A 25,004-nucleotide genomic window follows, 5' to 3' on the forward strand; every position below is an offset into this window, starting at 1 on the left:
AATGGGATTTAGAAAAGATTTTTTATGGGGCGGTGCGACCGCAGCGAATCAATGTGAAGGCGGATTTAATGAAGGTGGCAGAGGTCTAGCAAATGTGGACGTTATTCCAACTGGTCCTGATCGCAGAAGTATTATTACGGGTAAAAAGAAGATGTATTCTTTTGAGGAAGGTTATTTTTATCCTGCGAAAGAAGCAATTGATATGTATCATCGTTATAAAGAAGATATTGCTTTGTTCGGGGAAATGGGCTTTAAAACCTATCGATTATCGATTGCGTGGAGCCGCATTTTTCCAAAAGGGGATGAAACGGAGCCGAATGAAGAGGGACTACAGTTTTATGAAGATCTATTTAATGAATGTCATAAATATGGAATCGAACCGTTAGTGACAATTACTCACTTTGATTGCCCGATGCATTTAATTGAGGAGTATGGCGGATGGAGAAATCGAAAGCTGATTGATTTTTATAAACGTTTATGCACTGTATTATTTACTCGCTATAAAGGGCTTGTTAAATACTGGCTTACTTTTAATGAAATTAATATGATTCTGCATGCTCCGTTTCTTGGCGCAGGACTATGCTTTGAAGAAGGAGAAAATGAGGAGCAAATAAAATACCAAGCTGCCCATCATGAATTGGTAGCTAGTGCGGAAGCAACAAAAATCGCCCATGAAATTGATCCGGAGAATAAGATAGGATGTATGCTGGCAGCTGCAAGTTACTATCCTTATAGCTGCCGACCAGAAGATGTTTGGGAAGGAAAGCAAAAGGATAGAGGCAATTACTTTTTCATTGATGTTCAATCAAAAGGTGCCTACCCAGCTTATGCACTCAAAGCATTAGAGAGAAAAGGCATTGAGGTAGAAATGACTGCAGAAGATTTAGAGGTTTTGAAAAATCACACGGTTGATTTTATCTCCTTCTCTTATTATGCTTCTCGTGTTGCGGCAGCTGAAGACTCTGATGTGGAAAAGACAGCGGGCAATCTGTTCCCTACTGTTAAAAACCCCTATCTTCAATCCAGCGAATGGGGATGGCAGATTGACCCATTAGGCTTACGCATCACGATGAATGATTTATATGATCGTTACCAAAAACCTTTATTTATTGTAGAAAATGGTCTTGGTGCAGTCGATACACCAGATGAATCTGGGTATGTAGAAGACGATTATCGCATTGAGTATCTTGCTGCACATATTCAAGCGATGAAGGAAGCAGTCGACGAAGATGGTGTCGATCTGCTTGGCTACACAAGCTGGGGATGCATTGATTTGGTATCAGCAGGAACTGGCGAAATGAAAAAACGCTATGGTTTTATCTACGTGGATCGCGATAATGAAGGAAATGGCACTTTAAATAGAGCAAAGAAAAAATCGTTTCATTGGTATAAAAAAGTAATAGCTTCCAACGGGGAAGACTTAACCAACGAATAATAATGATAGTTTACAATGCGTGCAAGAATTTCTTGTACGCATTCTTTTTTTAGAAGGGAGGGAGCAGGATGGAGAGTCATAAGTAAAATAGATGATTTTCCATTCATCATACTCATATGACGAGTAAACGGGGAAAGGGAACCTAAATCAGCAATCTTCTTGCATTTTTATTTGAATATTTTAAAAATTAACACAGTTGTTATTTACAAACAATAAATAGAAGTTTATCATATCCCATATAAAGTTAATAGAAAATGAGGAGAGATCCATGTAGAGTATAAGCTTAGTGACAAGAGGTGAGTTCATTGAAACTAATACCCCCGAAAACCAAAAGAAAGATAGAATTTCTGCCAATGGGAGAACAAATTTTAATCGTCCAGTTTGAGGGAATTTTATCAATTGAAAACAACCAGATGGTGCAGCATGTGGCTGAAGTGATCAAGTCTTTAAACATTCGCGGTGTTAAAGATATTGTTAAGGGTATGTGCAATTTCTCGATATTATATGATCCGCTGCTAATAAATTTTGAGCAATTAAAAGATAAGCTTAGCGATATTGATTTTACAGAAGTTAGCGGACGAGAGCAAGAATCACGGATGGTTCATATTCCAGTCGTTTTTGATGAACAGTATGGTCTTGATTTACCTGAGTTAGCAAAGAAGTTGGCTTTAAGTGAAGAGGAAATCATCGAAATAATAACTTCAAATGCCTATTATGTCTATATGATTGGATTTATTGCAGGCTTGCCATATATGGGAAATCTAGATAAACGAATGGCTGTTCCTAGAAAATCAAATCCAAGAGTAAAAGTGCCCAAAGGTGCGGTTGCTATCGCTGACAAAATGACTTCTATTTACACAGTCGAATCTCCAGGAGGTTGGCACTTAGTCGGATGGACACCAATGGATATTTTTGATGGGACAAAGAATCCTCCTAACCTTATCAAAGCAGGAGATTATGTTAAATATGAGCCTATTTCAGCTGAAGTCGCCCAAAATTGGAACAGTCAAGTACAAAAAGAGTGGAATCAATTATGGAATATATAAAGTGTTTAAAACCAGGCTTATTAACAACCATCCAAGATTTAGGGAGACCATCTTATCAGTCATTTGGTGTTTCAGTTTCTGGTGCGATGGATCCTCTTTCCTTGAAGCTGGCTAATATTATCGTCGGCAATCCACCTGACTATGCTGCTTTAGAAATAACATTATTAGGACCAGAAATACTTTTCAAAGGAGAAGGGATTATAGCGGTTACTGGAGCAGATTTATCGCCAGCATTAAATGGAAAAGCAATCCCTATGTGGAGAGCTATCCATATCGAAGATGGAGCTATTTTGAAGTTTGGAAAAGGGAAAAATGGCTGTCGCAGCTATCTTGCTATCCTTGGCGGGATAGATGTTCCAGCAGTAATGGGAAGTAAAGCAACTTTTATTCGCGGAAGATATGGAGGAATAGAAGGAAGAGCTCTTCAAAGTAATGATTATATTCCAATAGGACCGTTCCATCCTAAGTGGATGAATGAGGTGAAAAATCGGAGAATCCCAGGCTGTTATATTCCGAATTTTTCAAATGAAGTGGTTAGATTTGTGTGGGGGCCGCATGATAGGGAATTTGAAGAAGAGTCGAAGGAGATATTTGTAAAAGGATTTTATCAAGTGACTAATCAATCAGATCGAATGGGATACCGTCTTAATGGAGATCCGCTAGTACATAAGAAGTCTGCAGATATACTTAGTGAATTTGCAGCACCAGGAACAATCCAAGTCCCGGCAAATGGTAAGCCCATTATTTTGATGGCAGATTGCCAAATGTCTGGTGGTTATACAAAAATCGGTATGGTCATAGGCACAGATATTCCCCTGGTAGCTCAGAAAAAGCCTGGTGATGCTATTAAATTTCAACCTATATCAATATTACAAGCTCAACAAGAATGGAAAAGGCAAATGAGATGGTTATCTATATTAGCTGCAAATAATCTACATTTAAACCGGAAAACAGCAATTTGAAAAATTGGGCTAGAAGATAATTTTTTGATATAAAATACACTATCCTTCATATGAATAAATGACAGTACTTTATTATAAAAAATACTTATTTTAAAAAAGTGAGCTTTATTAGTGAAATATTCCACGTTTCATAATACAATATGAAAGTATGCTTCCTTCTTTGAAAGAAGCATTTTTTTCAGGTCATTATTCAAATAAATAATAAATATTTCATATGGAAAGGCGATGAAAAGTTGAATTCATTAACCAAAACGAAACGATTACAAATTGCTTTTCTATTGGGATCTCTTTCCCTATTAGGTCCATTTACAATAGACACATATCTGCCGGCATTTCCAACAATCGTTGAGGAGTTTCATACGAATGCATCCTTAGTTCAAGTTAGTTTGACAACATGCTTGTTAGGGCTTGCTTTCGGGCAGTTAATTATTGGACCAATGAGTGATGTTCAAGGACGTCGCAAACCGTTGCTTACATTTCTTGGCTTATATTTACTATCTTCGTTAATATGTGCAATCGCACCAAATATTTATATGCTGATAGGTGCTCGCTTTATCCAAGGCTTTGCAGCAGCAGGAGGCCTTGTTATTTCAAGAGCAGTCGTTCGCGATCTTTATAGTGGAAGAGAGCTGACGAAGTTTTTCGCAACATTAATGTTAATCGGAAACCTTGGTCCAATTGTAGCACCAATTATAGGCGGAGCTATTCTTTCTTTCGCGAGTTGGAAAGTAGTTTTTCTTGTATTAACCTGTGTTGGAATTATTTTGACTTTAGTCGTTGCTTTTAAATTGGAAGAAACATTACCAGTGGAAAAGCGTGTACCAAGCAATATTAAAAAAGTAGTCTCGAATTTCGGTTCTTTACTGAAAGACCGTGAATTTGCCGGCTATGCCTTTACACAAGGTTTCACAACGGCAGGGATCTTTGCCTACGTATCTGGTATTTCCTTTGTCTATCAAAATATTTATGGCGTTTCCCCACAAGTATTTAGTTTATTGTTTGGCTTAAATGGAATTGGTTTAATTATTGGAACACAAATTGTTGGCCGCTTATCGAGATTTTCAGAGAAAACATTCTTGAAGAGTGGTTTAGCTCTTTCCATGTCTGCATCGATTTTATTAGTAATTGCTATTTTAGTGCATGCACCATTAGTGGCAGTAGCAATTCCTATTTTCCTTTTCGTTACCTCCATTAGTATTATTGGAACCTCGTCTTTTTCATTGGCGATGGAAACAAAAGGGCATATGGCTGGAAGTGCATCTGCGCTATTAGGTCTATTACCGTTCTTACTAGGCTCTTTAACAGCACCACTAGTAGGAATCGGCGGAGAACATACCGCTGTACCGATGGGAGTTATCATTTTCGCATCAAGCTTACTAGCATTCTTGTCTTATTATATATTGGTTCGTAAATCATCGGTAAAGATGAATACACCTAAACATATTACGCATAATTAGTATGTTTTCTGCAAACAGGCACCTTCAAATAGAGAGGGTGCCTGTTTTTTGTGCAGTGAATGAGATGAGGCTGTGACAATTGTATCGGAATTTCTTGATTGCTGTTTTCCGTTTTAAATAAGTTTCATCACACCATTAGCAAGGCACGATTTTATTGTTTATTTAGATTCGTTAATTTAAAAAAATGTAGTTGAGTAGATGATCATCTTGAAGAAAAAATGAACGAAAAAAATCATTTAAATGACTATTTTCTATATAAAAAAGCCATAATGTCAACTTTCGTTCATTTCATTGAACTAATTGGTGCATGGTGATAGAATCATTTCTGAAAGGTAAGCGCTTACCTATAGCGAAGGAGGAGGGACAATGGATATCTCATCCATGATAGATACGAATTGTATTTTGTTTGATTCGACGATTCAATTGAAAAAGGATTTGTTTTCCCGTCTAGCTACTATTCTTGAAAAAAGTGGTTATATATCAAGTAAGAAACGTTTTATAAAAGACTTAGAAAAAAGAGAGAAGGAGTCTCCAACTGGAATGGAAGATGGATTTGGCATACCACATGCAAAAAGTAAAACAGTAAAAAATCCTGTGATCGTTTTCGCTCATACAGGAAAAATAGTAGATTATGTTGCGCTAGATGGTTCACATGTTGATTGTGTTTTTCTGTTAGCGGTGCCTGAAAAAGCAAGTGATATTCATTTAGATATACTTAGCTATTTAGCAAGGCAACTAATGAATGATGACTTTAAATTAGAATTAAAACAAGCAAGCAATGCAAGTGATATACAAAGCTTATTAATGAATAAAGGAGGGAGCTCATTATGAAAATTGTTGGCATCACATCTTGTCCAACTGGAATTGCCCATACCTATATGGCTGCAGAAAAACTGCAAAGAACCGCATTAGAAAAAGGTTATGCAACGAAATTCGAGACACAAGGTGTAAAGACAGAGAATGTGCTTTCGGCCGCTGATATAGAAGAGGCAGATGTAGTAATACTTGCTATAGATAAGATAGTAGAATTGGATCGATTTGTTGGAAAAAAAGTGAAAAAAGTTTCTACAGCAAGAGCTATTAAGGAACCTCATCTTGTTATTGAAGAAGCTATTAATGGAAAGGGAACTTATATTCATCAACAAGAAAGTAACCAGAATACCTCACAGAATTTCCAGAATAAGAAGAGTGTGTATAACCATTTCATGAATGGTGTTAACTATATGCTCCCCTTTGTAATTGCTGGGGGAATTCTAATAGCAATAAGCTTTGCTTTTGGTATAGAAGCATCGAATCCTAACAGTGACCAATACAATGTAATGGCTGCTGCTTTGTCCAAAATAGGTGGCGATACTGCTTTTGCACTCATGGTCCCAGCCTTAGCAGCAGGAATCGCAGTTTCATTTGCAGGAAGAGCAGGATTTGCACCAGGATTAGTAGCCGGTACATTAGCTTCAGCTGGAGGTTCGGGTTTTTTAGGTGGAATGATTGGTGGAATATTAGCGGGATATATTACGGATAAAATAGCAAATAAAATCCATGTGAAAAAATCGTTTCAGGCTATCTATCAGCTCATTGTTGTCCCACTAGTAGCAATTACTGTTGTCGGTCTATCTATGGTGTTTTTAATTGATACGCCTATTTCTTGGTTATTAAATACATTAACTAGCTTTTTAAACGGATTAGGAGAAACTTCAGGACTTGTGTTTGGATTATTAATAGGATTAATGATGGCCGCAGATATGGGAGGCCCAATTAATAAATCAATTTCTACTTTTTCTATTGGATTAATGTCTGCAGGTGTAAATGCTCCAATTGCTGCATGTATGATAGCAGGAATGACACCTCCACTTGGATTAGCACTTGCTACTATATTATTTAAACAAAAGTTTAATGAGGAAGAAAGAACTTCTGGAAAGTCCTGTTGGATTTTAGGTGCTTCTTATATTACCGAAGGAGCTATTCCCTTTGCAGTCGCTGATCCCATCAGGGTGATTCCTAGTCTAATGGCTGGATCGGCTGTTGCTGCCTCTATTTCAATGGCTTCAGGAGTGACGTCAATGGCACCACATGGTGGAGTATGGGTTATGTTTATTCCAAACGTCATTAACAATCTACCAATGTATCTTCTTGCATTAGTAGCAGGTACAGTTGTTACAGCTGTGACAGTAGGATTACTAAAAAAAACACCAATTAAAAAGGAACAAAACATATCTAGAGAATTGGAAAACAAAGAAGGGATTGCATAATATGTTATATACAATGAGAGATTTACTAAAAGTGGCAAAGGAAAATCAGTTTGCGGTACCAGCGTTTAATATTTGTAGTTTTGATATGTTGAAATCTATTATGGAAGAAGTAGAAGACCAGAATGCGCCAGTAATTATTGAAATTCATCCAGATGAGATCGCTTATTTAGGAGACCGGTTTATTGCTGCTGTTCGAGAATATGCATTATATAGTAAAGTTCCTGTTGTAATCCATATGGATCATGGAGGAAATATAGATGATGTGATGCGAGCTATCAAAAATGGTTATACGTCCGTAATGATTGATGCCTCATTATCTGATTACGAAGAAAATGTGAAGATAACAAGAGCTGTGGTAGAATTGGCGCATAAGGTGAATGTTTCAGTTGAAGCAGAGTTAGGAACGATTGGAAATAATGGATCCTATGAAGGTGGCTCAAATAAAATTATCTATACTGAACCAGATCAAGCGGTTGATTTTGTTAAACGAACAGGTATTGATACTTTAGCTGTTGCAATTGGAACCGCCCATGGACTTTATCCAAAAGACGTTATTCCAAAACTCAACATTCCATTACTAAAAGAATTAAATGAACGAATAGATATTCCGTTTGTGTTACACGGTGGTTCAGGCAACCCCGATTCTGAAGTCATTGAATCAATTAAATATGGAGTAGGGAAGGTAAATTTATCTTCTGATTTAAAGAGCGTGTTTTTTCATGAGGTTCATCAAGTTTTAGCAGATAATCCAGGCATGTATGAACCAAATCAAGTGTATATTCGGCCGAATGAGAAGGTAAAGGAAGTTGTACGTCATAAATTAAATATCTTGAACACTGTAAATAAGGCTGATTTGTATTAAATGTTATTAATTGGTGTGGACGATTATGTCCATGCCTTTCATGCATTTTAACTAGATTAATAGTAAAACATAGCTTTATTGAAAGGAGGGATATGAATGACAACATCCATACAAAAGGAAAGACAAGATAAAATTGTTAATCATTTAAAAGTAGAAAATTTTATGAAGACTACTGATTTGGTTGAGTTATTAAATTATAGTGAGGCAACGATAAAGCGTGATTTAATAGAATTGGAAAATCAAGGATTAATTCGTAGAACTCGTGGCGGCGCCGTGATTATTGACCGCCGAAAGATTGATATTCCTTATTTAATGAAAGTTGATAAGTTTAATGATGATAAAGAGAAAGAAAGAATGGCAAAATTGGCAAAGGAATTGATTCAAAATGATATGAATCTATTTATTGATTCAAGCAGTACAGCATTACATTTGGTTCATCAATTAAACAAGTTTGAAGGCTTACAAGTGATTACAAATGGAGTTATTACAGCTAGTCTATTATCAGAGTACACATCAGCAAAAGTGAATATTCTAGGAGGTTCGATTGTTCCTAAGCGGTTTACAGTTAATGGGTCTAAGGCATATCATGATGCCCTAACTTATAATGTTGATCTAGCATTTGTTTCTTGTCGTGGCTTTGATTTTTCTGTAGGTGCAACAGAAACAACAGAAGGAGAAGCATTAATAAAGCAATCATTCAGAAAAGGGGCAAAAGAAGTTGTTCTGATGGTAACACATGATAAATTGAATCAGAAATACTTACATCAAAGCTTAAATTGCTCTGATATTGATTATATGATTGTAGACAAACCCTTATCAAAAATAGAACTAGAGGATTTACAAAAACATAAAATATCCGTTTTATATTAAAAAAGAAAAGTCTCTTGTACAGAAAAACTATAAAAGATGAAACACCATAAGAAGAGAAAATAAAGTTACTCAAGTAAACATTGGTTGATCGGAATAGAGGATTTAACTAGATAGACAAAAAACTCACCAAGATTATGGTGAGCTTTTTGTCCAATTCATTCTTACTCAATCGTCTTCTTCATCGCCTCATACATATTCTCCACATGCTGATCCACTTCATCACGAGACATCCGCAAGCGATCTACCGAACTGCCATAGCCTATTTCTACCTTACCTTCTTTTAACCCTTGAAATATTCCATCGGCAAACTCGTTTAAAGGCTCTCCTGCTGTATGTAACCCAGCTCCACCTAAATCGGTATTTACTGCTGGAGGGGCAACTTCAATTACTTCTATAGATGTCTCGGAAAGCTGGTGTCTTAAGCTGACAGTGAATGAATGCATCGCTGCTTTGGTTGCTGAATAAATGGGTGCAATAACCATCGGAGTAAAGGCTAAGCCGGATGTTACATTAATAATGGCCGCATTTTCTTTTTCTGAAAAATAAGGTGCAAATAGCATAGACATATGAATAGCAGCTTCCATATTAATGGTAATTTCTTTATTGAAATAGCTCCAATCATTCTTTGCATCCGCTTTTAACACATTAAACCGTTGTTGTATGCCTGCATTGTTTACTAATACGTTCACCTTTGGATAATTCGCTGTTACCCATTCAAATAATGCGATGCGGTCAGCTTCCACAGAGAGATCACTCACATATGTAATCAAGTTAGGATATTTTTCTTTTGCCTGTTGAAGTGCATCTTCCCTGCGGCCACATGCAATCACCGTATTTCCAGCGTCCATAAATCTTTCTGCAAAAGCTAAGCCGATTCCGGCATTTCCGCCTGTAATGAGAATAGTGTTATTAGAGAGTTTCATTGGGATTCCTCTTTTCCACTTATTTTATATTCTATTTAATTACTTCCTATTTTCTTTCCTCGATCTTTTCAAGTACCGTGAAATTTTCTCTTCCATTACTTTTAGGGACTCCTTCATTAACGATCTTTCAGTGATTAAAATCATGTTTGTGATTTTCTATCATGGCAAGGCTTTGCTGGATGGTGCTGTCTCCTTCGATAATCCAATCAATATATTGTTTAATTCTTTTTATCGACATATGCGTATTTTTTTAACAAATAACGGTTTCAAATAGTGCCATCTTGTTTTCTAAAAATAATCGCCTTTCAGCTTCATCGCGTTCTAGCAATGGAAGTAATCCTTGTTTTTCATAATACCTAATCGTTGATTCAGGAATATTAAATTTAGCTGATGTTTCACTGCTATTTCATTCGGAGATCTCCAATCATTGTCGACAATATTAGTATACGGTTTAAACTATGGTTTAAGTCAAGCAGGCTGATGAAAGGGCCCTCAAATCAATAAAAAAAGAGCAAATTATTATTGCCCTTTCTCTTTTCCTTAATTAAATAAATATTTATTTCTGATTTTCTTCTTAATCATGCTAAGAAATGCACATAGGAATGTGGTCTGTGCATAAGTTGTTCGAATGAGCCGAATTCTACTATATTCCCATCTATCAAAACAATAATTTCGTCATAAACAGATAAATTTTCTTTTTCAAAATGATGAGAAACAGAAACAACAGTTAGTTCTTTATCTAGTAAGACTATTTGTTCAATTTCCTTAGCAGTTTCCCTATCTAAAGAGGATGTTGCTTCATCCATAAGGAGAATTTCACGATTTCTTAGAAAGGCTCGTGCTATTTCGATACGCTGTCTCTGTCCCCCAGACAAATTCTTTCCGTCTTCTCCAACTTTATAATCTAGCCCTTTATCAAAAATTACTTCAGTTAGTCCAGCCCGAGAACAGGCATTTATAATATCTGTTTCACTGTAATTTTCTCCGAGTATTATATTATTTCGAAGCGTATCATCAAATAAGAACGGCTTTTGATTAATCATGGATATTGTTTTATAAAAAGAAATTGCATCAACATCTAGAAAGTTTACGCCATCAAGTTTTATAGTACCTTGATAATTTTGAATTCTCTTTTGAAGTATTTTCAATAAGGTACTTTTTCCTGAACCTGAAGGACCGGTAATAAGAATTTTTTTTCCTTTTTTTATTTCAAGGTTTAAATCTGAAAGAATCATTTTATCTCCTATTTTGTATGTGAGATTCTCACATGTTAATGCATCTTTAAAAGAGATTGCTTGATGATTAGCAGGTATATCGGGTGTGCTTTTTATAAAGTTTTGAATTCTATCACGAATTTTTTTGGTAGTTAATATCTTATTATACTCTTCCAATGAATCAAGCGCTGGAGCAATAATAGTATTAGAAAGCTGAATAATTGCTAGAACTGTTCCAATAGTAATAACCCCTCGAGTGGCAAGGATTATTCCATATAGATTAACAAAGAAAAAGCCACAAAGCCCAAAAAAACCTACAATATTATCTGAAAGTACACGCCAATTATTTAATGTCGCAAAACTTCTTTCAACAGTAGAATTATATGTAATATGATCATCAATCATTCGCTTTTCCATACCATATCCTCGAATAGTGTCTATACCTGTAAAAGCATCCTTTACCTTTCCAGTATAAATTTCATTTTTATTTGTCCAGTCTTCTGTTTGATTAACAATCCTTTTTTTAAATAATTGTGGGATAAGACTAGGAATAATAAACACTACTATTAATAGAATAGCCATTGTACTATTAAGAAAGAAAATAGCACTAATAGATATGAAAAAAATTATTAGGTTTAGAATAATTTTTAATAAGGAGTCATAATAGTTGGTTTGAATTAATTTTAAATCATTTAATAAGAATGAAACATAAGATGCAGTATTCTTCTCTTGGAGTAAATTATCTGAATAAATAAAAACTTTAAAAATTTTTTGTTTTAAGGCTGAAATCTTCATAAAAATTATCTGATGTACAGTAAAGTTATATAATGTTTGACTAATCATAATCAAGAAATAACCACCAATAGTAAAGATAATTAAATTTACAAGAGGAAGTTTATTTGCGGCTTCAAAATAATCGAAAACTTCTTTAAAAACAAATGCTTTAAAGGTATTTTCAAATGCTGCAAATGGTAGTAAAAAGATAAAAATAATTAACCATTTTTTATTTATATTTTTAGACAAGTAGTCACCTTCTTTTAAGTTGATTCTTTACAAAAGAATTTTGGTGTTAAAGGAAAATTAAATAATATTATGAATTCTATCTAATTTAGAAACGATATCCTCTATTCTATCATGGTGTTTTGCGATTAAATCGAAAACAATTTTTGTTTCTTCCCTTTTACTCTTACAACTAATCTCTTGATATGGATTTTCATTAGTTCTTTTACATATGACACATCTGAAGCGAGCAATACATAACTCACACTCTTTTCGTTCTTTCATTTTGGAATGAAATATTTCAGGATAACTCATAATTCTTTTCCAGACATAATTTATATCTGCGTTAACTATATTGGTGATTTTTTCAGAAGTATTAACAAATAAATGGCATGGCCAAATGTTTCCATTTGGATCGATAGATAGTAACTCTAAACCAGCTTCACAAAAGTGAAACCAATCTATTTCTTTCGAAAAGAAATAAGATAATATATCAGAAGTGTTAGTTCTCATAAAATAAGATTGTTCATTTAGAAACTCTTCAAAGTCTTCTTCAATTTCTTCTCTAACTATATTATAAACATATTTAGACGTTCCTACTTCCCATACATCATTAACTGCTATATTTGGTATACCAAAGTCACGATAGATTTGTTTAGCAATTTCTTTTTTTGAATAAAGCTGATTAGTAGAAGGAGAATAAGTTGCTTGAATGGAAAGAATTTTATCAGGATTTGTCATTTGGATTTTTTTTACATTATCTAGTATTTTTTCATACGTTGGATTATTTTTAATATCTCTTCTATACTTATCATGAATTTCTTTTGGTCCATCTATACTGACAGTAACTTTAAAATTATACTTTAAGATTAAATTCATAATAGTTGGATTTAATAAATTTGTGCCATTAGTCTGCATCATAAAAGTTAGATGAGGATATTTCTCACAGAAATATTTAATCATCTTAGGATTAAGAGTAGGTTCTCCTCCAAAAAAGGTAATTGATTTAATATTGGTAATATAGTTATCTATCAATTCTGTTACTCGATCAGCAATTATTTCCTTCATAAATAATCTATTATCACCATAATTCCCTTGCCCAGCATAACAATATGAACATCTCAAATTACAGCCATGCGAAACATTAAGCTTAATATTATCAATGCGAGGAGTAAATTTATCAAATATACTATTAACAGGATTCCTATGCTGAATATATTTTTCAATATCTGGCAAAGTTTCAAAGCTTCACCTTTATAGAGTTTAATGAAACCATTATAAAATTCTTCATTTAACTCATATATATCAAAAGTTAATAAATCAAAAAGTATGCGATTATCTTCATTAATATAAATGTTATATTTGGAGATAAACATTAATATTTCCTCCTTAAATTACAGTTGAAATAATAATTTAGATTAGGGGCGAATTATCTATATATCTGATAAATTAGTAAAACTCCCTCACGATTTCTAAAAAATTGTGAGGGAATCTTCAAAAAGGTCAATAAATTTAACCGCAATTAATTCCATTACAGTTTTTAGAACGAGTAGGTATCTCAAAGTTTTTTTTCTTCATTTAAAATTTCCTCCCTTCTAGTATATTAATGCAAATATAGAATAATTAGAAAAAAAAGTAAATAATAGAAAAAGAATATTCATAAAATATACATAAAATAAATTATTTTGAACTTTTATTGAAAGGTGGGAATCTAACATTTACTCATCATTCTTTCAAATCCCTAACCATTCTTAAAAAAATATGATACTCTCATCATGAGGTGGAAATTTTGGAACAATTAATTTATACACTTTTAGCATATATAAATAATTCTTTAGAAAAGGATATTAACTATTCCATCGCCAATAGTTTCCTGGAAAATATTCATCATATAGAAGGCTATTCTTTAGAAATGGCTGCAGAAGTATGTAATGTAGCCCCATCTACGATTAATCGTTTCTGTAAGCGCATTGGTTTCCGCAACTTTTCGAATCTCCGCAGCAGTGTAGCTTATCAAGGGGGAATGTATGAGGAAAGGGAAAAGAGCTTAACTACAGAAACATTTGAATTAAAACTAAAGGAAAATATCGAGATGATGGAAGGGATTTCTAAGGAACAACTAGACCGTATCATAAAAAAGATTCATGAGTCTAAAAGAATTGTCATACTAGGATTTGAAAAACATCAGATTCAAGCGATGGAGCTTCAAAAGCAATTATTTCTGCTTGGAAAGCTATGTGAATGCAATACGAATTTTTTTAAACAATTGGAAACAGTATCTCATTTGACAGAAGAAGATATGATTATTACGATTTCCATTGAAGGAAACATCCTGACAGAAGCGTTAGCAATCAAAGAAAAAATTAAGGCGGCAAATGGAAAGAAATTACTAATTACTTTTTCAGATCCTGAGAAGCACCAACAAATATTTGATGAGATAATACAATGTGGAAAAATTGATAATAGTGCTGTGAGTAGTTATACCTTATTACGTTTGTTTGATATTCTTATCTATCACTATCAAAAACGATATCCTTCTTTTTAACTGGTCTGAAAGAGACCAGTTTTTTCTTTTTTGTAAGCGTATCATTATAGGTAGAGATTAGAAAAGGGAGGAAACATATAATGAAGAAAAACGGATTTCCTGAAGGTTTTTTATGGGGGGGAGCTACAGCTGCCAATCAATTAGAAGGTGCGTATAATGAAGGCGGAAAGGGATTATCGATCTTTGATATGGTCACATTCGTTCCAAAGGAAGAACGTGGCGATGATATCGAGATGGATGTGAAAAGCAAAGCAGAATTAGAAGCACTATTAGCTGGCAAAGGCGGCGACAATTTTCCGAAACGTCGCGGGATTGATTTTTATCATCGCTATAAAGAAGATATTGCTCTTTTTGCAGAGATGGGCTTCAAAACATTCCGTCTGTCTATTTCTTGGCCGCGTATTTTCCCGAACGGGGATGACTTGGTGCCAAATGAAGAGGGCTTAGCTTTTTATGATCGAGTATTTGATGAGTTGGCTAAATATGGAATTGAGCCATTAGTGACGCTGTCCCATTATGAAATCCCACTAAACCTTGTTCAAAAATATAATGGCTGGGTAGATAGACAATTAGTAGATTTCTTTGTTCATTATGCTGAAACTGTCTTTAATCGCTATAAGGACAAGGTGAAGTACTGGTTAACGTTTAATGAAATTAATATCTCAACGCTATCCCCTTACATTGGTAGTGGTATTTTAATTGATGAGGTAGAGAATAAAGAACAAGCTATTTATCAAGCTTTACATCATCAATTTGTGGCAAGCTCTAGAGCAGTGAAGGCATGTCATGAGATTATTCCTGAAGCACAGATTGGCTGTATGCTGGCACGTATGGAAGTATATCCGGAAACATGTAATCCAGATGATGTATTAGCAGCATTAGAAGAGGATCAGAAGAATTTATTTTTCACAGATGTTCAAGTGCGCGGATACTATCCAAGCTTTATGCTGAACTACTTTGAGGAAAATAATATTCAGATTGAAATGCTTCCAGGGGATGAAGAGCTGCTTTTACAACATACTGTTGATTTCCTATCTTTTAGCTATTATATGTCTATGGTGGCAAGTGGAGCACCAGATAAGAAAAAAGAAAAAGGTAACTTCTTCTCTGGAGTGAAAAATCCATACTTAGAATCATCTGATTGGGGCTGGCAAATCGACCCGAAAGGATTGCGTATTACGCTAAAGAAAATGTATGATCGTTATCAAGTACCTTTATTTATCGTTGAAAATGGATTAGGTGCGCATGATAAAGTAGAAGAAGATGGTTCTATTAATGATGATTACCGTATTGAATATATGCGGGCACATATTGAGCAGATGAAAGAAGCAATTAAAGAGGGGGTAGATCTCATTGGCTACACAAGCTGGGGCTGTATTGATCTTATTTCTGCCAGCACCTCTGAAATGTCTAAACGATATGGCTTTATCTATGTAGACCAAGACGATTATGGCAATGGAACATTAAAGAGAACAAAGAAAAAATCATTCGATTGGTACAAAAATGTTATTGCGACAAATGGCGAAGAGTTATAATTTATGCCTAGATAAACAGTGCTGTCCCTTTTGGGATTCAGCACTGTTTTTTTAGACTATTTTAGAAAAGGAAGAGCGATATGATTATCAAAAATGATAGATTTTTTAGAATTAATAAACAAATCTTAATATATTGATATAATGAAAATCATGTGTTAAAATGTTCCAGTCAAGCATCTTCATTAGGAGATTTTAGAAGCTATTATGGATAAATGTTGAATAATATTCTAATTTTTCTAATAATACACAACAGTCTAAGAACTGTGGGCAACATTGTTTTTGCCCAAGTGTTTATATAGGCTACATAATACTTATGGTTTATGGAATAGTAATTATATTATATGGGTATAAGGAGAGGTTCAAATGAAATATCTTTCTCTATTTATGGCCGCGTTCCTATTCTTGCTTGCAGGATGCGGGAATTCAGCGGAAGAGAAAAAAGAGCAACCAGTAAAAGAACAAACGAATGCAAAACAAGAAACAAAAGCAAAAGAATTAACAGATGAAGATAAGAAATTTATTGCTTTATTGGAAAAAGGCGAATATCAAACAATCATTGATGAAACAATCGGTCTTGGCAGTGATGCCCAAGTGAATTTTTACTTTTTAGCAAATGCCTTTAAGGCAGTTCCTGATTATACATTAAGTAAAACATATTTGAATAAGACGAAGTATATTCCAGCTGAAATTGAAGATAAAGTAAATAAATTAAAAGAAGATATAGATGCTAACGTGGAGAAAGAGGGAGCTTAATCTCTTTAATCTCGTTAGATAGGTGCTTGACCTCAAATTAAGATGTAATGAAGAACCTTGTCAGAAGATTTCTGGCAAGGTTTTTAATACTTTGGAAAGGATAGCATAAGGCATCAATCAATACTTTTCCTAACACAAAGAAAAAAATAAAAAACAAATCAACAAAAATAAAGTTGATTTGTTTTTCGTTATCCTTCATATGATTTGTAAAAATCGATAGCCTTCTGGATATAAGGCTGTTCTTCTGGTGGTACCTCTTCTTCATGATAAATGGCGGAAACTGGACATACTGCTTCACATGCACCACAGTCAATACAAATATCAGGATCAATATAGAACTGATCTTCTCCCTTTGCGATACAATCAACAGGACAAACATCTACACAATCTCCTGCTTGTTCATGCATACATGGTGAAGTTATAACGAAAGGCATGGAATCTCCCCTCCTCTTTACTTAAATATTATTAAGATCTTATGCTGAGTAGTACTTCATTCATTCGACTTATATTTTCGCGGATTTTGGCAGCACTTAAGTAATCAATCTTATCATGATAGCTTTCAGGCTGTTCTCTTTGCTCATCAATAGACATATGCTGATATTCATCAATGCCCCCTGTTGATGCTTGATAATCCTCCATTAAGCTAGCTTCCAATTGTTGAACCATATTGTTTATTCTATCAAGACTTTGTGTCATCGAAATGGCTGTGTTGATGATTTCTTCGTCTAATTTTGGAAAGTTATCCATTTTGTTCTTCTGTTCTTGTAAATCATTCTTTACTTGCTGAAGCAAAGGATCTTTGTCAGCATCTACTTTCATATGATCAAGTATTTGTAACGTGTCGCCTATCAATATTTGCAATCTCTTGGAGGCGTTTTCCATGGAAATCCCACCTTTAAGCATTGTATCTATAAAATGGACATAATATCGGCTTTCTATACATCTTACGAGAGTTCTCGCTATTTTCTAGGCGAAATGCGAGTAATCTTTTTAAAATGGCGATGAAAGGATCGCAAATTATTGTAACCCACAGTTATGGCAATTTTGCCAATCGGCAGCTGCCTATTTTTTAACTGATAACACGCCTGTGATATTTGATAATGGGTCAAGTATTCGGTAAAGGTTATATTTGTTATATGAACAAACAGTTTGGAAAGATAAGCATAATCATATTGCAGATGCTTTGCTGCGACTTTCAATGTGCAATCTTGACTGTAGTGGCTGTCTACATAAAGCATTATTCTATAAAAAACTTTCATCTATGTTGAGTATGAAACAGGAGTTAAACGAACAATCTATTAGAACCTATTTTTTCAGTCCACCAAAAAAGGATTTGAGTTCTTTCTCTACAAAATACATCTGAAGGGAGTAAAATGACTTGGAATATAAAGATAAACATAAACAGATCAAGATTAATGCTAGAGACATTTAGGCAACATGCTCTCTAATTTCAGCAGTTGTTGGTACACTAATATTTCTAATAAAACAATTTTAGTAATAACATTTTTCTTAAATACCCCTTAGAAGTTCTTATTTGGCTTCTAATGATTTAGTTAATTTCTGAAATAAGCTTAAAACATCTTTAAAATGTTTTTAAGAAGGTTTTCCTTTTTATCAGGTTGAAATAGTAAGTTCGAACTTATTAACAGCGACTTAATTGAAAAAGCCAAAAAAGTTCAGTTTAACAACTTTCTTGGCTTTTTCTCTTATCAATAATACAATTCAGCTATCAATTTTTGAAAAATCGCTTCTCATTCGGTAGTATCTTCATCATCTAGATTTGTAGAATTTGATTCATTAGAATCAAAATTATTAAAACCATACAAATCAATAAATTTTGCAATTATATCCTTGTCTTTATCTGCAACTACAAGATTAATTTTTGAAATATTATCTTTTATTTTTTTTAACTCATCTTTATTTAATTCTAATGATTTAATAAACTGTACTGAAAATTTATTTTTATAATTTTTTGGCTTTTCTGCAATAATAAATTCACTATATCGAGAATCAAAAATATCAAATTCACTTTCAGGATATTCTAAAGCAAAGTACATAACTTGTGAACCCTTTTGTAGAATATCATAAAGATCTGTATCTATTTCATAATTCATTGTAAAAATGAGCTGTTTATTCTTATCAAGATAATCCATTTTAAAATGAGTTATATTAAACTTTGGAGGAATTATTATATTTTCCAAAGAAACAATTGAATTTTGAGACTCTGTTTTTGTACTACTATTAGAGGGAGTTGTAATTTTTTCGTCAGGAATACTACAACCAATTAAAACTAGAGTACATATTAAAATAGAAGATAGAAATTTTAAAAACATTTTTTCACCTCCTAAAAACACGAAAAATATGATTTTTCTGAAATTTAACTTGAGTTTTTAATAATTATTTTATCACTCCAAGTAGCATGCGTATAATTAGCTGTAACTGTTGTTGCCACTGGCAAATTACATGGAGGAGAAACATAATACCTTGTCCCTGTAGACTTAACCCACTTACTCCCAGCTCTTAATTCCCAAGTACCTTTAAGAACTGACCAAGTAAGTGTGAGTGTTTTACCACTATTAAAACCATATCCAACATTAGCACTAATTTTCGCTCCAGATACTAATGCATTAAAAGTAGTTTCCCCTCCTATATTTACAGTTGCAGAATGTGAAATTGAAGCCGACTTACTTACTGAGTCTGGTGAACTACTAGGATTAGTTGCAGTATGTGAAAAATCTTGTTTTGTAGAATGTAGTTTTAGATTTATATGTTGTTACATATGTTCCAACTTCTGGACATGCCAAAGGAGTTATTATACGATCATCATTTCCACTTTCTGCTTTGACATTTGTAATAGAAGACACCCCAAATATTGAAAAAAATAACCCTGTAGAAATTAAATTTTTGATAATTTCATACTTTCCTTCCTATTATTGGTATTTTTATACTTTTAATAATAGCACACTAGTATTAATTATCAATATATCTTCGTGTGTATCTTAAAAGATACACACGAAGATCATAAAAAAAAACTAACAAAAAGTCAATCTCAAAATAATTTATTCGGTACACCTTTTAAATCCTAAGGTTTTTTTAGGGTTTGGTTTTTCCTTTCATCAGGTTGAGAGAGTGAGGCTGGGGTGAATTAGCGAGAGCCAAGAGGAGTTAACCCCTCCTATCGTATGCTTCTTCTTCAAACATGGAGTGATGAACTTCGCATCCTTCTAACTCTAATTCTTCCTCGTACAATATATCGTGAAAATTTCTTGATGGTAGGTTCGCAGGTATCTTTGGTTCTTCTATTTTCATCTATACTACTCCTTTTCTATTGCATTCCCGTGTGATAACTATATGAAAAAATAACTTTAATTTAAAGACTGTATTTTTTGTTCTATTTATGTGCAGGTGAAAAATTATAGTTTTTTAAGGTTTAGTTAAGGTATGGAAAACGAACAGTTAAGATGGAGCGGCTAGAATAAATGGAAGAAAAGAAATGGAGGAGAAAGTTATGTCAGATTATATTATTGAAACAAGCAATTTAACGAAGAAATTTGGAAAGTTTTTAGCCGTTGATCAGGTGAACCTATTAGTTCCAAAGGGAGGGATTTATGGATTTCTCGGACCAAATGGAGCTGGAAAGTCGACGACGATTCGAATGCTGCTCGGACTTATTAAAGAAACAAAAGGAGAGGTGAAGGTATTTAATAAGTCGATTAAGGATGACCGCATCACTATTCTAAGCCGCATTGGCTCCATGGTAGAAACACCTTCCTATTATGGTCATTTAACTGCTTATGAAAATTTAGAAGTAACGCGAAAAATTTTAGGTGCAGAAAAAAAGGAAATAGAGCGTGTTTTAGAAATTGTAAAATTAACAGAAGTTCGTAACAAAGCAGTAAAAAAGTTTTCTTTGGGCATGAAACAACGGTTAGGAATAGCTCAAGCTCTGTTAGGAAAACCAGAATTACTGATTCTTGATGAACCGACAAATGGATTGGACCCCTCTGGCATTATCGAAATTCGGGAACTAATTAAAAGTTTGCCAAAGGATTATGGCATTACGATTTTGATATCCAGCCATATTTTAAGCGAAATAGAACTAATGGCAACCCATGTTGGGATTATTAACAAAGGAAGATTACTATTTCAAGGTTCAATGAATGATTTAAGAGAGAAACAAAAGGAGGTCATTCAACTAGAGGCGGAGCCGAGGGCAGAGGTAGAAACTTATTTAAAAAATGCTGGGATATCTTTCGAATCTGATACGAACTATTTATACCTTGAACCAAACTATCAGGCAGCGAAAGTAAATCGAGAGCTGATTATGAATGGATATGATGTACATCAATTAATGATGAAAAAGAACTCCTTAGAGGAAATATTTCTATCTATTACAGGGAAGGAGTCAGTGTTATGAAACTTGCAACCTTGATTTTGTTAGAGAGCTACAAGCAGAAAAAAGGCTGGTTGTGGTTATTTTTACTAGTTATTCCTACTGGAACGACATTGGCGATGTTCTTAGATATTAATGAGCGCTATGACTATTTACGCGATACAGCAAGTCCTGGTTATAATTCATGGGATATTCTTTTGTTAGAAAATCATAGTGTTCTTGGGTGGGGCATGTTTTTACCGATGTTTATCGGCATCATTTACTCCTTAATCTTTCAAGTGGAAGAAAGCCAAAATAATTGGAAGCAAATTCTTAGCTTACCTATCAAACGAGAAACTGTATATTTTTCTAAGTTTTTAGCAGGCCTTTTGTGCTGTATAGCGCTTATAATCCTAAATGTGCTCGGCCTTATTTTAGTAGGATATATGATGGATTTTCCTGAAGCGGTGGAATGGAGCAATTATCTTGTTTATGCGGGGAAACAAATCGTGATGATATTAGCTGTTGCTAGTTTGCATAATTGGTTAAGCTCTTATTTTAAGAATACGATCATTCCTATTGCGATTGGATTTGCTGGAGTCATTGTATCCGGTATTGTCAAGTTTCAATATCCAGAAGCAGGAAAGTTCTTTCCCTATACGTATCCTTACGTTACAGATGGACTGGTCAATAAGGAATTAGCAGAGTTTTTGCCTTATTCTCTCGTTTTTACGTTGTTATTTTTATGTTTTGGAATATGGCAATTTAAAAGAAAAGATGTTCTGTAGGAGGGGAAAACAATGTTTACATTATTAAAAGTAGAATTATATAAATTAAAGCGGTCAAAAATTTTATTAGCAACTACGATTTTTACTTTTCTTGCTCTTTATCAAGGCTGGGATTCTGCCAAATCTGGCCATGCAGAAGGGGAGGGGAATGTTTTTAAAGACTTTTTATTTCAAGGGACTGCTACTGTTTACAGCTGGATTATTTTCCCGCTTATTATCACCCTTGTTCTCGTGATGATGTCAAGAATGGAGCATAGTAATAATAGTTGGAAGTACTATCTGACATTACCAGTACACAGAGTGAAAGTATATTTAGCAAAGCTTGTTATTGGGGGCGGAATTATTTTCTATAGCTTAGTTTTACTGTTTGCGGGAATTATTTTAGCAGCTAATTTTCTGGGGTTAGAAGCAGTTCCATTGTTATGGTTAGCAAAAAGATTTGCTTTATTATTGCTTTCATCATTCGCGATAATCGGGATTGTTTTTTATTTAAGCTATCGTTTCACTCATTTTGCTGTACCTATAGCGATTGGAGCGGGACTTGCTTTTCCTTCCATGTTTGTTGCTAATTCAGAGAAGTATTGGATTTTTTATCCGTGGGATTATCCAATTGTTGCTTCGATGACTGATGTATTTGAAGTAGGTGGAAAAAATACAAGCATGCTTGTTATATCGATAAGTATCTTTCTTTTTGCAATTATTATTGGCCTTTTACGATTTCGGGCAAAAGATGTACTATAGCAATATAGAAGTGGAAAAGAAAGGGATATAATATGTCATTAACAGGATTAACAGAAAAGAAAATACTATTAGTTGATGATGAAGTCGATATTTTAAATTTACTAGAAACCGTATTGCGAAAGGAAGGCTTTAAGCGAATCGAAAAAGCAGCGACCGGTGAAAAGGGAATTAGGCTGAGTGAAACGTTTAATCCAGACATTATTATCCTCGATATTATGCTTCCTGATATGGAAGGCTATGAGGTATGTCAAAAGATGCGTAAGATAACCTTTGCGCCAATTATTTTTTTATCAGCAAAATCAGAGGAAATTGATAAATTGCTCGGACTTGGAATAGGTGGCGATGATTATGTAACAAAGCCTTTCAGCACAAAAGAATTAGTGTTTCGGATTAAGGCTCAACTCCGAAGAAGTCAATATATGATTCAAAGCCAAAATATAGATGAACAGATTACGTTTGGGGATATCATCATTTCACCGAATACTGGAGAAGTGAAAAAAGGAGAGAACTCCATACCGCTAAAAGCGAAAGAGCTGCAATTATTAGTTTATTTGGCCAAACATCCGAATCAGATTTTTAGTAAAAATAAAATCTGTGAAGCTGTGTGGGGAGAAGATTTCATTGGTTTAGATAATACTATTATGGTCCATATTCGCCGCCTTCGCGAAAAAATTGAAGAGGATCCTAGTAATCCAAAATGGATAAAAACAGTTAAAGGACTAGGCTATAAGCTGCAAGTTAGAGGAAATGAAGGATGAAGTGGAAGATTACAACGCAGTTTCTCTTTTTTATGATATTAAGTTTATTGCTTTCCATTTTTGTTTTTCTTTTGTTTAATGTATTTTTCTTCTATAGTAGCTATTTGGGAAAGGAACGTATATTCCCCTATCAGAACCCGACTTATTATACACTGGATTTTGTAGACAATATTCGATATGAAAATGATCAAGTTTCTATTGCAAAGAACAAGCTGGATGATCTCGAAGAGGGACAAATTTGGATTCAAGTTTTAGATGAAAACGGAACGGAGATATACAGTAAGTTTAAACCGGAAAAAGTGCCTACCCATTATACGCCTGCTGAAATAATCCGCTATCATAAATTTACGGGAGCACTAGAAAACTCCACTATATATGTTGGGATGCTAGAAAAAGGAAATCGTCATTTGAGCTATATTATGGGGTATCCAGAGAAAGTTATTGGAAAGGCTTATATCAATTATCGGACAGAAACACTACTGCGAGATGTTTTGCTCGTGATTGTTTCCATTGTAATTGTTGTAACGTTAATTGCTTTAATATTTGGCTACTTTTTTAGTAGAAGGCTGGCAAAGCCGATTGTTCAGCTTATTGAGGGGATTAAAAAGCTTGCGAGAGGGGACTTTTGGAGAAGAGATCAGGTGAAGGGTGTTTATAAAACAGTATTTGAGAATTTAAATGAATTATCGGATACACTTCAATCTAATGAAGCAGAGCGCAGAAAATTAGAAAAGATGAGAGAAGAATGGATTACGAATATTACTCATGATATAAAAACACCACTTTCCTCCATTAAAGGTTATTCGGAACTGCTGCAAGACTACGAGTTAGATGCTAAAGAAAAGAATCGATATGTGGATATTATCTTAAATAAATCAGCCTATATTGAGCATTTAATCGATGATTTGAACCTAACCTATAAATTAAAAGGCAATGTCTTTCTCTTGAAAAAGTCAGAAGCAAATTTGGTGGAGATCGTAAGGGAGTCCATTATTCAAATTTTGAATCATCCTTTATACGAGGAAACGAATCTTGATTTTTCAACGGAAACCGAGCAAGTTTTATTTAGCTGTGATAAAACCTTGATACAACGTGCGTTAATGAATTTAATTTATAATGCCATCGTTCATAATCCGCCCGATACCTATATTCAAGTGTTTATTGGTCAAGAAAAAGAAACGATTAAAGTATGGATAGAGGATAACGGCAATGGCATTGAAGAAGGAGAACTAGAGGATTTATTTTCTCGCTACTATCGTGGAACAAATACAGGAGAAGCACATAAAGGAAGTGGCTTAGGATTAGCTATTGCTAAGCAGATTGTCGAAGCACATGGCGGAAAGATATTTGTAGATAGCAAGTTAGGGGAAGGAACTAGAATTACGGTTATTTTCTAGAAATATATTTTTAAATAATGGAAAGGGCAGAAACGCTTTTAAAAAGTTGTTAGTAAAATGTCATAGGTACTGTCCGACGCAACATAGATATGATTCGT

25 protein-coding genes are annotated in these 25,004 nt (G+C 34.1%); 16 read left to right on the forward strand and 9 right to left on the reverse strand.

Annotated elements, in window-relative coordinates; all coding sequences use genetic code 11:
- The first annotated feature begins 1 nt into the window (after position 1).
- The 8 genes from NSQ89_RS02020 to NSQ89_RS02055 all read left to right on the forward strand — a co-directional run bounded on the left by NSQ89_RS02020 (position 2) and on the right by NSQ89_RS02055 (position 8,881).
- Complete coding sequence (locus NSQ89_RS02020; RefSeq protein WP_047943263.1) at positions 2 to 1,435, forward strand: 6-phospho-beta-glucosidase; 1,434 nt, start codon at positions 2 to 4, stop codon at positions 1,433 to 1,435.
- A 305-nt stretch (positions 1,436 to 1,740) separates the two neighbouring features.
- Positions 1,741 to 2,481, forward strand: a complete 741-nt coding sequence (gene pxpB / locus NSQ89_RS02025; RefSeq protein WP_236691801.1) for a 5-oxoprolinase subunit PxpB — start codon at positions 1,741 to 1,743, stop codon at positions 2,479 to 2,481.
- Positions 2,469 to 3,443 carry a 5-oxoprolinase subunit C family protein gene (locus NSQ89_RS02030; RefSeq protein ID WP_047943262.1) on the forward strand — a complete coding sequence of 325 codons (975 nt, stop codon included), beginning with the start codon at positions 2,469 to 2,471 and terminating at the stop codon, positions 3,441 to 3,443. The genes pxpB and NSQ89_RS02030 overlap by 13 nt, the downstream gene beginning before the upstream one ends.
- A 233-nt stretch (positions 3,444 to 3,676) precedes the next feature.
- Positions 3,677 to 4,900, forward strand: a complete 1,224-nt coding sequence (locus NSQ89_RS02035) for a Bcr/CflA family multidrug efflux MFS transporter (protein WP_047943261.1) — start codon at positions 3,677 to 3,679, stop codon at positions 4,898 to 4,900.
- A gap of 366 nt (positions 4,901 to 5,266) precedes the next feature.
- Positions 5,267 to 5,731, forward strand: coding sequence for a fructose PTS transporter subunit IIA (locus tag NSQ89_RS02040; RefSeq protein WP_144546634.1), 465 nt, complete (start codon positions 5,267 to 5,269; stop codon positions 5,729 to 5,731).
- Positions 5,728 to 7,149: a PTS fructose transporter subunit IIC gene (locus NSQ89_RS02045; RefSeq protein ID WP_047943259.1), complete on the forward strand. Its 1,422-nt coding sequence runs from the start codon at positions 5,728 to 5,730 to the stop codon at positions 7,147 to 7,149. The genes NSQ89_RS02040 and NSQ89_RS02045 overlap by 4 nt, the downstream gene beginning before the upstream one ends.
- A 1-nt stretch (position 7,150) precedes the next feature.
- A complete protein-coding gene (locus tag NSQ89_RS02050) occupies positions 7,151 to 8,011 on the forward strand; it encodes a ketose-bisphosphate aldolase (protein ID WP_047943258.1) in 861 nt (286 codons plus the stop codon).
- Positions 8,012 to 8,107: 96 nt separating this feature from the next.
- Positions 8,108 to 8,881 carry a DeoR/GlpR family DNA-binding transcription regulator gene (locus NSQ89_RS02055; protein WP_047943257.1) on the forward strand — a complete coding sequence of 258 codons (774 nt, stop codon included), beginning with the start codon at positions 8,108 to 8,110 and terminating at the stop codon, positions 8,879 to 8,881.
- Between the two features lie 161 nt (positions 8,882 to 9,042).
- Here the strand turns inward: NSQ89_RS02055 and NSQ89_RS02060 are convergent, their stop codons facing one another.
- From NSQ89_RS02060 to NSQ89_RS02075, 4 genes are all read right to left on the reverse strand, one after another.
- Positions 9,043 to 9,804 (reverse strand): SDR family oxidoreductase, encoded by a 762-nt coding sequence (locus NSQ89_RS02060; RefSeq protein ID WP_341132170.1) that lies wholly within the window; start codon positions 9,802 to 9,804, stop codon positions 9,043 to 9,045.
- 250 nt (positions 9,805 to 10,054) lie between these two features.
- The gene (locus tag NSQ89_RS02065) at positions 10,055 to 10,180 is read right to left on the reverse strand and encodes a MerR family DNA-binding transcriptional regulator (RefSeq protein WP_341133134.1); all 126 of its coding nucleotides are present in this window, start codon (positions 10,178 to 10,180) and stop codon (positions 10,055 to 10,057) included.
- 202 nt (positions 10,181 to 10,382) lie between these two features.
- Complete coding sequence (locus tag NSQ89_RS02070) at positions 10,383 to 12,041, reverse strand: ABC transporter ATP-binding protein (RefSeq protein WP_061799992.1); 1,659 nt, start codon at positions 12,039 to 12,041, stop codon at positions 10,383 to 10,385.
- A gap of 57 nt (positions 12,042 to 12,098) precedes the next feature.
- The gene (locus tag NSQ89_RS02075; protein WP_341132171.1) at positions 12,099 to 13,253 is read right to left on the reverse strand and encodes a radical SAM/SPASM domain-containing protein; all 1,155 of its coding nucleotides are present in this window, start codon (positions 13,251 to 13,253) and stop codon (positions 12,099 to 12,101) included.
- A 553-nt stretch (positions 13,254 to 13,806) separates the two neighbouring features.
- Here NSQ89_RS02075 and NSQ89_RS02080 point away from each other — a divergent pair.
- From NSQ89_RS02080 to NSQ89_RS02090, 3 genes are all read left to right on the forward strand, one after another.
- A complete protein-coding gene (locus tag NSQ89_RS02080) occupies positions 13,807 to 14,562 on the forward strand; it encodes a MurR/RpiR family transcriptional regulator (RefSeq protein ID WP_047943255.1) in 756 nt (251 codons plus the stop codon).
- Positions 14,563 to 14,642: 80 nt separating this feature from the next.
- Positions 14,643 to 16,097, forward strand: coding sequence for a glycoside hydrolase family 1 protein (locus NSQ89_RS02085; RefSeq protein ID WP_047943254.1), 1,455 nt, complete (start codon positions 14,643 to 14,645; stop codon positions 16,095 to 16,097).
- A 363-nt stretch (positions 16,098 to 16,460) separates the two neighbouring features.
- Positions 16,461 to 16,850: a hypothetical protein gene (locus tag NSQ89_RS02090; protein ID WP_047943253.1), complete on the forward strand. Its 390-nt coding sequence runs from the start codon at positions 16,461 to 16,463 to the stop codon at positions 16,848 to 16,850.
- 188 nt (positions 16,851 to 17,038) lie between these two features.
- Here NSQ89_RS02090 and NSQ89_RS02095 read toward each other — a convergent pair whose 3' ends face one another.
- The 5 genes from NSQ89_RS02095 to NSQ89_RS02110 all read right to left on the reverse strand — a co-directional run bounded on the left by NSQ89_RS02095 (position 17,039) and on the right by NSQ89_RS02110 (position 20,159).
- Positions 17,039 to 17,284 (reverse strand): indolepyruvate ferredoxin oxidoreductase subunit alpha, encoded by a 246-nt coding sequence (locus NSQ89_RS02095; protein WP_047943252.1) that lies wholly within the window; start codon positions 17,282 to 17,284, stop codon positions 17,039 to 17,041.
- A 31-nt stretch (positions 17,285 to 17,315) separates the two neighbouring features.
- Positions 17,316 to 17,732 (reverse strand): hypothetical protein, encoded by a 417-nt coding sequence (locus NSQ89_RS02100; RefSeq protein ID WP_144581191.1) that lies wholly within the window; start codon positions 17,730 to 17,732, stop codon positions 17,316 to 17,318.
- Between the two features lie 77 nt (positions 17,733 to 17,809).
- Positions 17,810 to 18,109 (reverse strand): helix-turn-helix transcriptional regulator, encoded by a 300-nt coding sequence (locus NSQ89_RS25295; RefSeq protein ID WP_445668954.1) that lies wholly within the window; start codon positions 18,107 to 18,109, stop codon positions 17,810 to 17,812.
- A gap of 492 nt (positions 18,110 to 18,601) precedes the next feature.
- Complete coding sequence (locus NSQ89_RS02105) at positions 18,602 to 19,183, reverse strand: hypothetical protein (RefSeq protein ID WP_341132172.1); 582 nt, start codon at positions 19,181 to 19,183, stop codon at positions 18,602 to 18,604.
- 832 nt (positions 19,184 to 20,015) lie between these two features.
- A complete protein-coding gene (locus NSQ89_RS02110) occupies positions 20,016 to 20,159 on the reverse strand; it encodes a hypothetical protein (RefSeq protein WP_341132173.1) in 144 nt (47 codons plus the stop codon).
- 199 nt (positions 20,160 to 20,358) lie between these two features.
- On the opposite strand from NSQ89_RS02110, the gene NSQ89_RS02115 reads away from it, so the two are divergent.
- The 5 genes from NSQ89_RS02115 to NSQ89_RS02135 are packed head-to-tail and all read left to right on the forward strand — an operon-like array spanning position 20,359 to position 24,906.
- Positions 20,359 to 21,267, forward strand: a complete 909-nt coding sequence (locus NSQ89_RS02115; RefSeq protein WP_341132174.1) for an ABC transporter ATP-binding protein — start codon at positions 20,359 to 20,361, stop codon at positions 21,265 to 21,267.
- Complete coding sequence (locus NSQ89_RS02120; RefSeq protein ID WP_047943248.1) at positions 21,264 to 22,010, forward strand: ABC transporter permease; 747 nt, start codon at positions 21,264 to 21,266, stop codon at positions 22,008 to 22,010. Before NSQ89_RS02115 ends, NSQ89_RS02120 begins: the two co-directional genes overlap by 4 nt.
- A gap of 12 nt (positions 22,011 to 22,022) precedes the next feature.
- Positions 22,023 to 22,751, forward strand: coding sequence for an ABC transporter permease (locus tag NSQ89_RS02125; protein ID WP_341132175.1), 729 nt, complete (start codon positions 22,023 to 22,025; stop codon positions 22,749 to 22,751).
- 32 nt (positions 22,752 to 22,783) lie between these two features.
- Entirely contained in the window at positions 22,784 to 23,509 is a 726-nt protein-coding gene (locus NSQ89_RS02130; protein WP_061800009.1) for a response regulator transcription factor, read from the forward strand.
- The gene (locus tag NSQ89_RS02135) at positions 23,506 to 24,906 is read left to right on the forward strand and encodes a sensor histidine kinase (RefSeq protein ID WP_341132176.1); all 1,401 of its coding nucleotides are present in this window, start codon (positions 23,506 to 23,508) and stop codon (positions 24,904 to 24,906) included. Before NSQ89_RS02130 ends, NSQ89_RS02135 begins: the two co-directional genes overlap by 4 nt.
- Positions 24,907 to 25,004: the final 98 nt, after the last annotated feature.

Source organism: Niallia sp. FSL R7-0648 (assembly GCF_038007005.1).
GTDB lineage: Bacteria > Bacillota > Bacilli > Bacillales > Cytobacillaceae > Niallia > Niallia circulans.